The following is a 12,756-nucleotide window of genomic DNA, read 5'->3' as shown; positions in this document are numbered from 1 at the left end:
GCGGGGCTCATGCGCGGGCTCCCTGCAGGGCTTGCGCTGCATCGTGGATGGCCGCGCGGATGCGTTGGTAGGTGCCGCAGCGGCACAGGTTGGTGATGGATTGGTCGATGTCGGCATCGCTGGGGGCCGGGTTCTGGCGCAGCAGCGAGGCCGCCGCCAGGATCATGCCGCCCTGGCAGTAGCCGCACTGGGGGGTCTGGTGCCGCACCCAGGCCACCTGCAGCGCCGCCACGATGCGGTCGGGCGGCGCCTCGATGGTGCGCACCGAGCGCCCGACCAGCGCACTGGCCGGAACCACGCACGAACGCATGGCCACGCCATCGACCTCCACCGTGCAGGCCCCGCAGGACGCCACGCCGCAGCCGAACTTGGTACCGACCAGGCCCAGCTCATCGCGCAGCACCCACAGCAGAGGCATGTCGGGTGGCGCTTCGAATTCCGTCTCCTGCTCATTGACCCTCAACTTCATGGTGTCTCCTGCCTTCTTGGGGCGCTGTGTGGTGCTGGCGAGGCCGGTCGCAAAGTCACATTTTGTGCTTTTGGCCCCATTCACGAAACCGTTGTGTGCGCTTTGCGGGTCACCGCCCGCTCCAATTCAGCACGGGCCAGGGGGCGGTGACCCCTCGCTTGGCCTGCGTGGGGGGGCGGGCACCGCCCGGGACGATGAAACGGTTGATTGCAAATGGCGGGCCCGCGGCCGTGTCGCCGCTTGCATCCTCTGCCCTTGCGTCTCGCTGTCGGCGCAGCAACCAGGAGCACCGCCATGTCAAACAGACGCCCCCTAGCCTTGATCCGTCCTCTCGTTGTGACCTGGGGCCTGCTGCTGTGCGCCCTGTTCGCGGCGCCTGCCCAGGCCGTACCCGCCTTTGCCCGCCAGACCGGCGAGAACTGCGTGGCCTGCCACACCGCATTCCCCGAGTTGACCCCCTTCGGGCGCGAGTTCAAACTCAATGGCTACACCTGGGGCGAGCGGGCGGCGGTGCCGCTGGCGGTGATGATGCAGGCCTCGCTGACCCAGATGGCCCAGTCGCAGGATGCGGGCGGCCGCACGCTGATGCCGCACCAGGAGGATCTGCAGTTCGACCGACTCTCGGTGTTTGCGGCCGGCAAGATCAACGACCACCTGGGGGGCTACACCCAGTGGGCCTACAACAACAACCGGGTGCCCGGCCAGGATGGCGGCACGGTGGGGCATGCCGGCATCCATGACTTCGACCTGCGCGCCATCCAGCGCCTCAGGCTCGCGGGCAAAGACCTGGTGCTGGGCTTCAACCTGAACAACAACCCGACCCTGCAGGATGTGTGGAACAGCACGCCGGTGTGGCGGGGAATCCCTTTCACGGGCTCGAACCTGCCTCGGCCCCAGGCCATGGGCAGCATGGTGCTGGACGGCGGCCTGGGTCAGAAAGTGGTGGGCCTGGGGGCCTATGCCTGGTGGGACCGCCAGTGGTATGGCGAATTCAGCAGCTATGGCAGCGCGGTGAACACCTGGCGGGTGCTGAGCACTGGGGTGGCGCTGGACACCCTGAACCGCCTGCGCGGCTACAACAACCCCTACTGGCGCCTGGCCTGGAACCGAGAATGGGGGGCTCATTCGCTGATGCTGGGCCACTACGGCTTGGTGGTCGACAAGTACCCCGATCCTGGCACGCCGCACGGCAGCACGGACCGCTTCACCGATCTGGGCCTGGATGCGCAGTACCAGTACCTCTCCGACCCGTCGATCTTCTCGCTGCAGGGCTCGCTGGGGCATGAGAAGCAAAACCTGAAGGCCACCTTTGGCCGGGGTGGGGCCAGTCATTCCGACAACCACCTGCAGGCCCTGCGGCTCAAGGCTTCGTATCTGTATGAGCGCACCTACGGCGCCTCACTGGCCTATGTGGACGTGCGTGGCAGCCGTGATGCCGGCCTGTATGGCCGGGTGCGCGATGGTGCCACGGGGGCGTTGGTCAGTGATCGCCCCGACACCCGCAGTCTCATCGCCGAGCTGGACTACAACCTGAACCCGCAGATGCGCCTGATGCTGCAGTACACCGGGTACCTGAAGTGGAACGGTGCCAGCGCCAACATCGACGGCCGGGGCCGCAAGCCCTCCGACAACAACACCCTGTTTCTCGGGCTGTGGTTTTTGTACTGAATCGAAGGACATCGCATGAAAAAGCATTTTCTGGCCGCTGGTGTGCTGGCCATGTCCTGCTGGGGCGCCCTGGCCGGCGCGCAATCGGTGCCGGCCCCGCAAGCCCCGGCTTTGGCGAGCCAGGTCTGCGTGACCTGCCATGGACCCGGGGGGCGCACGGATTCGGGCCAGTTTCCCAGCCTGGCGGGGCAGAGCGAGTCCTACCTGCTGGGGCAGCTCAAGGCCTACCGCGATCACAGCCGTGCCAACCTGAACGCCCAGCGCTTCATGTGGGGCGTGGTGTCCTGGCTCCGCGAGTCGGATCTGCAGGCGCTGGCGGCTTATTACGCGGCCCAGCCACCGGCGCCGCCCCGCGCCGAGGCCCGCTCGCCGGCCCAACTGGCCGCACAGGCCCGGGGGCAGGCCTTGTTCCTGGGCGGTGAGCCGGCCCGTGGTGTGCTGGCCTGCGCGGCCTGCCATGGTGCCCAAGCCCAGGGCCTGGGCACCATTCCGCGGCTGGCCGGGCAGAACGCCCGCTACCTGGCCCTGCAACTGGCGGTGTTCAAAGGCCACGACCGGGCCGATGGCGCCGCCATGGCGGCTGAGGCCGGCCCCCTGACGCCGGACCAGGTGCACGACCTGGCCTTGTACCTGCAGTCCCTCTGAGCTCATGAGCACGGTTCTGCACTTGCCGGTGTGCGTGTTTGATGGCGGCTGGAACCTGCCCCTTTGGGCGGCCATCGAGCAAGGCTTTTTCGAGCTTCGGGGCCTGGCGATCGAGCTCACGCTCACGCCCAATTCGCGGGCCATGATGGAGGGCTTTGCGGCGGGCCATTACCCCCTGATCCTGGTCAGTGCCGACAACGTGGTGGCCTACCAGCAGAATCTGGCTGAGGTGCCGGTGCCCGGCGAGCCCGATGCGGTCATCGTGCTGGGGGGCGACGCCGGCTTTCTGAGCCTGGTGGCGGCGCCCGGCATCCGCACGCTGGACGATCTGCGGGGCCGGGTGCTGGCGGTGGACGCCCCCGACACCGGCTTTGCCTTGGTGTTGTACGAGCTGCTGGCCCGGGCCGGCCTGCCGCAGGCTTCGCTGCGCATCGAGCCGCAGGGCAGCACCGAGCAGCGCTACCAGGCCTTGCTGGGGGGGCGTTGTGCCGCCACCCTGCTGCGCACCCCATACGAGCTGCTGGCGGCCCGGCAGGGCTGCCGGGTGCTGGCCCGTTCGGCCGATGCCTTGCCGCACTACCAAGGCACGGTGGGGGCCACCCGCCAGGTCTGGGCCGAAAGGCATCCGGCTGAGCTCAAGGCCTTTTTGCAGGCCTACCGGCAGGGCCTGGCCTGGTGTCGCCGCGAGCCGGCCGCCGCCTGTGCGTTGCTGCAGGCCCATGTGCCAGGCCTGGACCTGGTGCTGGCCCGCGCCGCCTATGGCCTGCTGCTGGACCCGGTTCATGGCCTGACCCCGGATCTGGCGGTGGACCGCCAGGGCATGCAGGCGGTGGCCGCCCTGCGCCGGCGCTACCTGCCGGCCACCCTGGGGCGGCAGGAGCGCATGCAGTACCGCGCCAGCTGGTGACGGCGCTGGCCGTCGGGCCTCCGGGCCGCTGGCGGCCAGGGCGCTGTCAAGCGAGTGGGTGTCAGTCGGGTCGCTCGCCCCGGGCCAGCCGGGCCTCGATGGTCGCCAGCACCGGCAGCAGGTCGGCGACGCTGTCGATCACCTCGTGTGCCCCGCCGGCCAGCAGCTCGGCCCTGGCCTGGGCGCGCAGCCGGTGCTGCTCGGGCTCGGGCGTGGCGCGCCACTGGGCTTCTGTCAGACCCAGGGTGTTGCCGCTGACGGCCAGGCCCACCACCCAGCAACCGATGGCCCGGCCCTCCTGCAGGCCGGGCACGGTGTCGTCCACCTTGACCACCGCGGCCGGGGGCCACACCTGCAGGTCGGACAGGGTGCGCACCATCATCAGCGGGCCGGGGCGGGCACTGTCCATGTCGCCCGCACAGACCAGGTTGTCGGGCATGTAGCCCTGGGCGGCGGCCAGGGGCTGCACCACCTCCATGATGGGGCGGTTGTAACCGGTGGTTGAGCCAATCTTCAGGCCGCGTTCGCGCAGGGCCTGCACGGTGGCCAGGGCGCCCGGGATCAGTTGCGCATGGTCGCGCACGCTGGCTGCGTTCATGGGCGTGAAGACCTCGTACAGCGTGTCGCAGTCGGCGTCGTCAAAAGGGCGGCCGTGCACGCGCAGCCACTCGGCCGCAATGCGGGGGGCATGGCCCAGGGCGTGGATGTGGTCCCACTTGGCCAGGCCCATGGGCACCCGGGCTTCGGCCACGTCGATGCGCACGCCGTAGCGCGCAAACAGTTGCACAAAGGCGTCCATGGGGGCCAGGCTGCCGAAGTCGATCACGGTGCCGGCCCAGTCGAACACGACGGCCTGCAAGGACAGGGGGGAGAGGGGGGTGGGGTTCATCTGTGAGTTCCGCTGGGTTTCACCAGGCGTTGAAGACTTCCTCGGCCAGGCCGAAGGCGGTGCTGGCGCCGGTGCCGCCGGTCACGGTCACCAGGCGGGTCTGGGCGGCGGGCGCCTGCACGATGCAGGGCTCGGTGGCCGACGATGGGTAGGTGCCCACCCAGCGTTCGCTCACCTCGGCCTGGCTCAGGTGCAGGGCTTCGCGCAGGTGGCGCAGGATCAGCTGGTCCACCTCTTCGAGCGCGAACGGCGGCAGCACCGGCCCGTAATGGTGCGAGTCGCCCACCACCAGCGAGCCGTCGGCGCTCTGCACCACGATCAGGTGGATGCCGTGCTGCAGGCTCAGGGCCTCTTCGTGCAGCAGTTGCTCTCGCACGGCCTGGGCTTCAGGCAGTTCGGAGTAACCCTCGTAGCGCACCAGGCTCAGATCGCCCATCACCGAGCCCTGCAGCCTGAAGCCGGGCTGGGGCCGCACGCGCAGCATCTGCAACTGGCACAGGCGGATCTGGTGCGGCGTCCATTGCGGCGCGAACAGGCCGTTGAGTTCGGCATTGGTGCACACCACCACGCGCTCGGCCCGGTAGCGGCCGCGCGAGGTCTCGACCACGGGCGTCTGCACCGCTTGCACGGTTTCGCCGAAGCGGAACTGAACCCCCAGCACCTCGGCCAGCCACTGCGTGAGCTGCGGGATCGCGCTGCGCGACTCCACGCGCAGCTCGTGCGGGCTGTACAGCACCGACTGCAGGCCGTCGGTCTGCAGCGCCGGGTGGCGCCGCGCGGCTTCGGCGGGGCTCAGCAGCTCACAGTGCTCGCCCATCTCGGTGCGCATGAAGGCCTCCAGCACCGCCTGCGAGGCGGGCCGCTGGGCGCGCAGCCACAGGCCCTGGTGCAGCACCTCGATGCCCGCCTGGGGGGCCACTTCGGCCCACACCTGACGCGAGCGCAGGGCGCGGCGCCAATGGGCGCCGGCTTTCTGGCCGCTGACGGTGACGAATCCGAAGTTGCGGATGGAGGCGCCGATGCACTGGGCATCGCGCTCCACCACCACCACCTTGAGGCCGCGCCGCGCGGCCCAGTAGGCGTGGGCCAGGCCGACAATGCCGGCGCCCACCACGAGCAGATCACAGGGTTCGTTGTTGTTCATTGGGGATTGGGAAGGTTGAGGGAGGGGGGCGACAAGGGGCTGGGGCGAGCGCGCCCCTGCCGGCCACTTCGACAGGCCTTGACGGGCCTTGGCGGGCATCGGGGGGCTCAGCGGGGCGTCAGGTCTGGGGCGGGCCGGTGGCCCCGCAGCGGCTGCCGGGGGGATGGCAAGCTGTCATCAGCGGCTTCTCCAGCGCTGCGTTCGCGTCACCAGCAGGCGCTCCAGTGCCCCCAGCAGCGCGCGGCCCATCGCGGCGCTGATGAAGATCAGCGTGGCCATGGCCGCGGCCGGGGCGATGTCGCCCGCGTCGTCCATGGCCAGCACGGCCAGCGAGGCCAGGGTGGTTTCGGGCGAGTAGATGAAGACCACCGCCGACACGGTGGTCATGGCACTCACGAAAAAGTAGCCCGCCACCTGCAGCAGGGCCGGCAGGCACACCGGCAGGTGCACGCGCCACAGCGTTTTCCAGAACGGCACGCCCAGCGATTCGGCCACCAGTTCGTACTCGCGGTCGAGTTGGCGCAAGGCGGTCAGCTGCGTGATGTGGGCCACCGAGAAGCAATGCGCCACGGTGCAGAGGCTCATCAGTGTCAGGCTGCCATACAGGCCATGCAAGGGGTTCCAGCCGGCGTTGAAGAACAGGATGTAGCCCAGGCCCAATGCAAGGCCGGGCACGGCCATGGGCACCGAGGCGATGGCGTTGAGCACCTGGCGGGCCCCGGCAAAGCTGCGTGGTTTCTCGACCAGGTAGGCGGTCAGAAAGCTCAGCGCGCTGCCCAGCACGGCCGTGCCGGCAGCCATGCGCAGCGAGTTGCCATAGCTGGCCCAGCCACCGCCGTCCATCATGTCAAAGTCATAGTTCTTGAACGAAGGTGTGAGGTTGTAGGGCCAGTAATTGGCCAGCGAGGCAAACACGGCCACCGCCAGAACGCCCAGCAAGGCCAGGGCGATCAGGCTGCAGTAGGCGAACAGGGCGCGGTCCAAGCCCGGCTGGGGTTGAGGCTGGTAGGGCACTGAGCGCACCCCCAGGCTGGCGTTCTGGCGTGCGCGCAGGTGGTGTTCGGCGGCAAAGGCCAGGGCCGCCGGCAGCAGCAGGATCAGCGCCACCACCGCCCCCATGGGCAGGTTCTGCTGGCCGATCACCTGCTTGTAGATGTCGGTGGCCAGCACCTGGGTGTTGCCCCCGATGACCTTGGGCACGCCGAAGTCGGTGATCACCAGTACGAACACCACGATCCACGAAATCATCAGACCGTAGCGGCTGCCCGGCAGGGTGACCTGGCAGAACACGCGCCAGCGGTTGGCGCCCAGGGTGGTGGCGGCCTCGATCAGCCGCCCATCGCTGGTGGCCAGGGCGGTGCTGAGAATCAGCAGGGCGTGCGGAAAAGTCCACAGCACCGAGCCTGTGACGATGCCAAAGGGCCCATAGGCCGGCAGCCCCAGCAGTGCGCCCTTGAGCAGGCCCTGGTTGCCGAACAGGTAGATCAGGCTGATGGCCATCAGCAGCGAGGGCGCCAGCAGCGGGATCAGGGCCACGGCACGGAACAGGCGGGCCCCGCGCACGCAGGACTGGGTCAAGGCGTAGGCATAGCCATAGGCCAGCAGCACGCACACGCTGGCGCTCAGGGCCGACAGCCACAGGCTGTTGAACAGCGAGGTCAGCACATTGGGGCTGCGGGCGTAGGCGGCAAAGTGCGCCAGGCCGACGAATTCGCCCGAGCTGCCCCACAGGCTCATGCCCAGCAAGGCCAGCACGGGCAGGGCGATGCCCACGGCCAGCAACAGCAGGGCCCCGCCCAGCAAGGCGGCGAGCCAGGGCCGTTCGGGCGTGACCATGGCGGGGGGTGGGGGCGATGCCGGGGCCATCGGCAGGGGCGTCGTCACGGGGGGCGGCAGAGGCAGGGTGCTCATGCCGCGCGCCTCACCGATTCGGGCAGCGGCAGCAGGTGCAGGGCCGGGGCGGGCAGGCTCAGCACCAGCTCGCCCTGCAGCCAGTCGGGCAGGCGGGCATCGGCCCCGGTGGGCCATTGGGCGTCCAGGGTGGCCTGCAGGCTGTCGCAGTGCAGGCGCAGCAAGGCGGTGGGCCCATGGAACTGGGTTTCCAGCACGCGGGCCCGCACGCCGTTGGCGGGCTGGGCTGGGTCGGCGCCGGGGGCCGCCTGCAGCACCACGGCCTCGGGGCGCAGGCCCAGCAGCACCGGGCTGCCGGTGCGGTAGGCGCTGGTGTCGCAGGCCAGGCGGGTGCTGCCGGCCTCCAGCCAGCCTGCGGCCACGACGCGGGCCGGCAGCAGGTTCATGCGGCCGACAAAGCCTGCCACAAAGCGGGTTTCGGGGCGGGCGTACAGCTGCCGGGGCGAGCCTTGCTGTTCAATCCGGCCCTCGTGCATCACCACCACGCGGTCGGCCATCGACAGGGCCTCGTCCTGGTCGTGCGTGACCATCACGGTGGTGATGCCCAGCTGTTGTTGCAGGCGGCGGATCTCGGCCTGCAGGCTGCCGCGCACCTGGGCGTCGAGTGCGCTCAGGGGTTCGTCGAGCAGCAGCAGTTCGGGCCGTGGCGCCAGGGCACGGGCCAGGGCCACACGTTGCTGCTGCCCACCCGAGAGCTGAGCCGGGACCTTGTGGCCCTGTTCGCCCAGGCCGACCAGGGCCAGCATCTCGGCCACCCGCTCGACCTGCTGGGCACGCGGGGTGTGTTGCAGCCCGAAGGCCACGTTCTGGGCCGCCGTCAGGTTGGGAAACAGGGCGTAGCTCTGGAACACCACCCCAAAGCGGCGCTGCGCGGCCGACCACGCCGTGATGTCCTGCCCACGCAGGGTCAGGTTGCCGGTGTCGGGCGTCTCGATGCCGCACAGGATGCGCAGCAGGGTGGTCTTGCCGCAACCCGAAGGCCCCAGCAGGCTGATGAACTCACCGGCGGCCACGTCCAGCGCGATGCCGCGCAGCACGGGTTGGGCGCGGTAGCGCTTGGTGATGTGTTGGATGGACAGCATGCGGGGCTCGGATCGCTGACAGGCAGGGGGGCTTATTTCTTCTCGGCCTTGGCTTCGTAGCGGCGGGCCCATTCGGTCAGGATGCGGTCGCGGTTGGCGGCGGCCCAGACGAAATCGTTCTTGGCCAGCATCTTTTCCAGGTCAGAGGGCACGAACTCCAGGCGCTCCTGCACCTGCGGCAGGGCCAGCACGGCGAAGTTGGCGGCGTACAGCTCGTTGGCCTTCTTGGTCACCGACCAGTCGGCCAGGGCCTTGGCGGCTTCGAGCTTCTTGGTGGTCTTCATCACGCCGGTGGCTTCCACGTCCCAACCCAGGCCTTCCTTGGGGAAGATGATGTCGATCGGGGCCCCGTCCTTCTTGGTCTTGTTGGCGCGGTATTCGAAGCTCAGGCCCACCGGGAACTCGCCGGCACCGGCCTGGCGGCAGGGCTTGGAGCCGCTGTGGGTGTACACGCCCATGTTCTGGTGCAGCGCATCCATGAAGGCCCAGCCCTTGTCCTCGCCCATCACCTGCAGCCAGGCCGACACCATCAGAAAGCCGGTGCCGCTGGAGGCCGGATGCGGCATGGTCAGCGTGCCCTTGAACTCGGGCTTGGTCAGATCGGCCCAGCTGGTGGGGGTGGGCAGCTTGCGCTTGGCGGCTTCCACGGTGTTGAAGCACACGGCCGAGGACCACAGGTCCATGCCCACCCAGGTGGGGGTGGCGCGCGGGTCACGCATGTTGGCGCGCACGGCCTCCAGGCCCTTGGGGGCGTAGGGCTGCAGCATGTTTTCTTTGTCCAGCAGCATCAGCGAGGTGGCGGCCAGGCCCCACACCACGTCGGCCTGCGGGTTGGCCTTTTCGGCCAGCAGGCGGGCGGTCACGATGCCGGTGCTGTCGCGCACGAACTTCAGTTCGATCTCGGGGTGGTCCTGCTCGAAGGCGCTCTTGTAGGCCTTGATCTGGTCGGCTTCCAGGGCGGTGTAGACCAGCAACTCGGTCTTGGCCAGGGCGGGCGAGGCGGCCAGGGCGGTGGCCAGCACGGTGCCGAACAGGCCCAGTTGAAGGCCCATTCGGCGAGCCCAGGTGGAGAAGGTGGTGCGCATGGTGTGTGTCCTGAAAAGTCGTTGCAGAGTCGTTGCGAGGGGGCGGCGCGAACGTCGCCTGACCGGGGGTGGAGCCCGCCAGCCGGGGCTCTGGCCGCTAATTTAGGCAGCCTGTGTGAAACGCCGGTGTCACGAAGCCGCAAAATCCTGAAGCCACCATTGGCGGATTTGGGTCATGTTCGTCAGCCAACTCAAATCCTTTTTCACCGTGGCCCGCCTGGGCAGCGTGACCCAGGCGGCGCGCCAGCTGGGCCTGAGCCAGCCCACCGTCACCAGCCAGATCAAGGCCCTGGAGGCGCATTACGGGGTGGAGCTGTTCCGCCGCCAGGGTGGGCGCCTGAGCCTGAGCGACGAGGGCGTGCAACTGCTGCCCCATGTGGATCAGTTGCTGCAACAAGAGATCCAGGTGGAGTTCGCGCTGCGAAATTCGGGTGATCAGCCGCGCGGCCACCTGCGCCTGGGGGCCACGGCACCGTACTACGTGCTGGACATCGTGCAGCGCTTTCGCCAGCGCTACCCCCTGGTCGATCTGAGCCTGGGGGCGGGCAATTCGCGCCAGATGGTGGATGCCCTGCTGGCTTTCCAGGTGGACCTGGCCACCTCGTCCCACCTGGAAACCGATGCACGCCTGCATCGGCTCACCCTGGGCACCGACCCCCTGGTGCTGCTGCTGCACCGCAGCCACCCGCTGGCGGCGCGGCGGGCCCTGCGCCTGAGCGACCTGGCCGGCTGCGAGCTGATCGTGCGCGAGCGCGGCTCGACCACCCGCCAGCTCACCGAGGCCACCCTGGCCCGGGCCGGGGTGGCGGTGGGCCGCAGCCTGGAGATCGCCAGCCGCGAAGCCATCCGCGAGGCCGTGATCCGGCGCATGGGGGTGAGTGTGTTTGCTCGCCACGAGGCCAGCGCCCATCCCGAACTGGTGGTGCTGCCGTTTGAGGACGAGGTGCCCAGCCTGGTCGAGTATCTGTATTGCCTGCGCGACAGACGCGGTGCGCGCTTGATTGCCGCCTTCCTGGAAAGCTGCACTTGAGGCCGACGAGCGGTCGTGACTCCGTATACTGACAGCCACTCACTCAGAACGTGTTCAAGGTCTTCCCCGGCCCCTGCGAGATTTTGGACACGCGACGGGATTGCACCGCCGTTAATCCGCAGCAGGAACCTCTGGATGGCTTTTCGCCGATTTGCCAATAGCCTGGCCACCCGTTTGATTGGCATCAGCATCGCCACCGTGGCCTTGGGCCTGATCATGCGCATGACCTTGCTGCCCATGGTGGTGCGTGGCAGTCTGCAAGACGTGGTGATGGGCCAGCAGACCACGTTGGCCAACTACGTGGCCGAAGACGTCGATGCCAAGGTGCGCGCCCGGCGTGCCCTGCTGGAGCGGGTGGCCATCGAGTTGCCGCCGGCCCTGCTCGGGCAGCCCGAGGCTTTGCAGGCCTGGCTGGCGCAGCGCCAGACGCTGGCACCCCTGTTCTCACATGGGTTCATTCTGGTGCGCCCTGATGGGCATGGCGCCTGGGCCGATTTTCCGCCGCGCCCGCGGCAGCGCTCCAGTCCCTTCCATGAAACCGAGTGGTTCAAGCGCCTGGTGCAACAACCTGGCTTTGTCATGGCGCGGCCCCGGGTCTCGGAGGCCTCCGGCGTGGCCGAGCTGTTGATGGCCGTGCCGGTGCAAGACCCGCGCGGGCACCTGCTGGCCGTGCTGGCCGGCGTCACGGAATTGGACGCCCCGGGGTTCCTGGACCTGCTGCAGCGCCCCCGGACCGACAAAGGGGCTGATTTCTGGTTGATTTCTCCGGCTGAGCAGATGGTTGTGGCGGCCTCGGCGCCCGAGTGGCGCCTGCAACGCACCCCCACGGCAGGCGTCGATCCGCTGCACGACCGGGCCATGACGGGCTGGCGTGGCGCAGGCGTGACCACCAACGCCCGCGGTGGCGAAGAGATTGTTGGTGTGGCCAGCGTGCCCTCGGCCGGTTGGTTCGTGGTGGCAGGCATTCCGGCCGAAGTGGCCTTTGAGGCGATGGGGGCCGTGCAGAAGCTGGCTTTGCGCTCCAGCCTGGTGATTGCCTCGGTGGTGGTGGTGGGGCTGGCTTTTGTACTGCGCCGCCAGTTTCTGCCCCTGATCGACAGCGCCCGGCGCATGCACCGCATGGCCGATCGGCTGGAGCCCCTGGCCCCGCTGCCTGTGGTGCGCCGGGACGAGGTGGGCGAAATGGTGGTGGGCTTCAATTACCTGCTGGACAAGCTGCAGGAAAGCGAGCGCCGCATGGAGCACCTGGCTCATCACGATGCACTCACTGGCCTGCCCAACCGGCGCAGCCTGATGGATCGCCTGGCCCAGTTGCTGGCCCTGGCCCAGCGTCAGGATCGGCGCCTGGCCGTGATGTTTCTCGATCTGGATGGATTCAAGCCCGTCAACGACCACCTGGGTCATGAGATGGGGGACCGCCTGCTGCAGGCCATTGCCACCCGCCTGCGCAGTGGCGTGCGCCAGGCCGACATCCTGGCCCGCATCGGGGGCGATGAATTTGTGCTGGTGATGTTCGATGTCGCGAGCCGTGACGTGGCGGCCGAGCTGGCCCGCAAGCTGATCGACCTGCTGGCCCAGCCTTACTCGCTGGGCGACCAGGAGATCCGCATCAGCGCCAGTGCCGGTCTGGCCTTGTTCCCTGAACATGCCCGCGACCGTGACCACCTGCTGGCTCGGGCCGACACCGCCATGTACGCGGCCAAGCGCGCCGGCAGCAATCAGATTCGCTTTGCTGGAGGGTGACTGGCCCCCACGCTCCCTCACTGCGTGTGGTCGCTGCCCCCCGAGGGGGCCCAGCCCGCCTTGGGGCGGCCCGGCGGCGGGCTGATGTGGCCCCCACGGTCGTGCCCTTCGTGTCACTCCCACGTGCGGCCGCGAGACGCGGACGCTCTTCGCCCTGTCCAGCCCTGCGCAGGCAGGCCTGGA

At 68.9% G+C, this 12,756-nt stretch carries 11 protein-coding genes; 5 read left to right on the top strand and 6 right to left on the bottom strand.

Annotation, left to right across the window (positions count from 1 at the left end; genetic code table 11):
* Nucleotides 1-7: 7 nt before the first annotated feature.
* Nucleotides 8-469 carry a (2Fe-2S)-binding protein gene (locus AC07PT_RS19715; protein ID WP_494657803.1) on the bottom strand — a complete coding sequence of 154 codons (462 nt, stop codon included), beginning with the start codon at nucleotides 467-469 and terminating at the stop codon, nucleotides 8-10.
* 294 nt (nucleotides 470-763) lie between these two features.
* Between AC07PT_RS19715 and AC07PT_RS19710 the strand changes: the two genes are divergently transcribed.
* Genes AC07PT_RS19710 through AC07PT_RS19700 form a run of 3 tightly spaced genes read left to right on the top strand, consistent with a single transcriptional unit; the run spans nucleotide 764 to nucleotide 3,689 of the window.
* Nucleotides 764-2,137: a cytochrome C gene (locus AC07PT_RS19710; RefSeq protein WP_492350331.1), complete on the top strand. Its 1,374-nt coding sequence runs from the start codon at nucleotides 764-766 to the stop codon at nucleotides 2,135-2,137.
* A 15-nt stretch (nucleotides 2,138-2,152) separates the two neighbouring features.
* Nucleotides 2,153-2,782 (top strand): c-type cytochrome, encoded by a 630-nt coding sequence (locus AC07PT_RS19705; RefSeq protein WP_492350330.1) that lies wholly within the window; start codon nucleotides 2,153-2,155, stop codon nucleotides 2,780-2,782.
* A gap of 4 nt (nucleotides 2,783-2,786) precedes the next feature.
* Nucleotides 2,787-3,689: an ABC transporter substrate-binding protein gene (locus tag AC07PT_RS19700; RefSeq protein WP_492350329.1), complete on the top strand. Its 903-nt coding sequence runs from the start codon at nucleotides 2,787-2,789 to the stop codon at nucleotides 3,687-3,689.
* Between the two features lie 61 nt (nucleotides 3,690-3,750).
* Here AC07PT_RS19700 and phnX read toward each other — a convergent pair whose 3' ends face one another.
* The 5 genes from phnX to AC07PT_RS19675 form a co-directional block, all read right to left on the bottom strand.
* Nucleotides 3,751-4,578: a phosphonoacetaldehyde hydrolase gene (phnX, locus tag AC07PT_RS19695; RefSeq protein WP_492350328.1), complete on the bottom strand. Its 828-nt coding sequence runs from the start codon at nucleotides 4,576-4,578 to the stop codon at nucleotides 3,751-3,753.
* Between the two features lie 19 nt (nucleotides 4,579-4,597).
* Nucleotides 4,598-5,722, bottom strand: coding sequence for a TIGR03364 family FAD-dependent oxidoreductase (locus AC07PT_RS19690; RefSeq protein ID WP_494657802.1), 1,125 nt, complete (start codon nucleotides 5,720-5,722; stop codon nucleotides 4,598-4,600).
* Between the two features lie 177 nt (nucleotides 5,723-5,899).
* Entirely contained in the window at nucleotides 5,900-7,633 is a 1,734-nt protein-coding gene (locus AC07PT_RS19685) for a putative 2-aminoethylphosphonate ABC transporter permease subunit (protein ID WP_494657801.1), read from the bottom strand.
* Nucleotides 7,630-8,715 (bottom strand): ABC transporter ATP-binding protein, encoded by a 1,086-nt coding sequence (locus tag AC07PT_RS19680; protein WP_494657800.1) that lies wholly within the window; start codon nucleotides 8,713-8,715, stop codon nucleotides 7,630-7,632. Before AC07PT_RS19680 ends, AC07PT_RS19685 begins: the two co-directional genes overlap by 4 nt.
* Nucleotides 8,716-8,747: 32 nt before the next feature.
* Nucleotides 8,748-9,767 (bottom strand): putative 2-aminoethylphosphonate ABC transporter substrate-binding protein, encoded by a 1,020-nt coding sequence (locus tag AC07PT_RS19675; RefSeq protein ID WP_494657909.1) that lies wholly within the window; start codon nucleotides 9,765-9,767, stop codon nucleotides 8,748-8,750.
* Nucleotides 9,768-9,975: 208 nt separating this feature from the next.
* On the opposite strand from AC07PT_RS19675, the gene AC07PT_RS19670 reads away from it, so the two are divergent.
* Together AC07PT_RS19670 and AC07PT_RS19665 are read left to right on the top strand one after the other, a co-directional pair.
* Nucleotides 9,976-10,830: a LysR substrate-binding domain-containing protein gene (locus AC07PT_RS19670; RefSeq protein ID WP_494657799.1), complete on the top strand. Its 855-nt coding sequence runs from the start codon at nucleotides 9,976-9,978 to the stop codon at nucleotides 10,828-10,830.
* Between the two features lie 135 nt (nucleotides 10,831-10,965).
* Entirely contained in the window at nucleotides 10,966-12,573 is a 1,608-nt protein-coding gene (locus AC07PT_RS19665) for a diguanylate cyclase domain-containing protein (protein WP_494657798.1), read from the top strand.
* Nucleotides 12,574-12,756 lie beyond the last annotated feature (183 nt).

Source organism: Curvibacter sp. GW821-FHT09D12 (genome assembly GCF_059416245.1).
Note: the sequence above shows the minus strand (reverse complement) of the source record. Positions and strands in the feature narration are given on the sequence as shown.

What these genes read in the sequence shown, in the direction of transcription:
- AC07PT_RS19715 (WP_494657803.1), bottom strand. Translation starts at nt 469, where the DNA reads ATGAAGTTGAGGGTCAATGAGCAGGAGACGGAATTCGAAGCGCCACCC.
- AC07PT_RS19710 (WP_492350331.1), top strand. Translation starts at nt 764, where the DNA reads ATGTCAAACAGACGCCCCCTAGCCTTGATCCGTCCTCTCGTTGTGACC.
- AC07PT_RS19705 (WP_492350330.1), top strand. Translation starts at nt 2,153, where the DNA reads ATGAAAAAGCATTTTCTGGCCGCTGGTGTGCTGGCCATGTCCTGCTGG.
- AC07PT_RS19700 (WP_492350329.1), top strand. Translation starts at nt 2,787, where the DNA reads ATGAGCACGGTTCTGCACTTGCCGGTGTGCGTGTTTGATGGCGGCTGG.
- phnX (WP_492350328.1), bottom strand. Translation starts at nt 4,578, where the DNA reads ATGAACCCCACCCCCCTCTCCCCCCTGTCCTTGCAGGCCGTCGTGTTC.
- AC07PT_RS19690 (WP_494657802.1), bottom strand. Translation starts at nt 5,722, where the DNA reads ATGAACAACAACGAACCCTGTGATCTGCTCGTGGTGGGCGCCGGCATT.
- AC07PT_RS19685 (WP_494657801.1), bottom strand. Translation starts at nt 7,633, where the DNA reads ATGAGCACCCTGCCTCTGCCGCCCCCCGTGACGACGCCCCTGCCGATG.
- AC07PT_RS19680 (WP_494657800.1), bottom strand. Translation starts at nt 8,715, where the DNA reads ATGCTGTCCATCCAACACATCACCAAGCGCTACCGCGCCCAACCCGTG.
- AC07PT_RS19675 (WP_494657909.1), bottom strand. Translation starts at nt 9,767, where the DNA reads ATGGGCCTTCAACTGGGCCTGTTCGGCACCGTGCTGGCCACCGCCCTG.
- AC07PT_RS19670 (WP_494657799.1), top strand. Translation starts at nt 9,976, where the DNA reads ATGTTCGTCAGCCAACTCAAATCCTTTTTCACCGTGGCCCGCCTGGGC.
- AC07PT_RS19665 (WP_494657798.1), top strand. Translation starts at nt 10,966, where the DNA reads ATGGCTTTTCGCCGATTTGCCAATAGCCTGGCCACCCGTTTGATTGGC.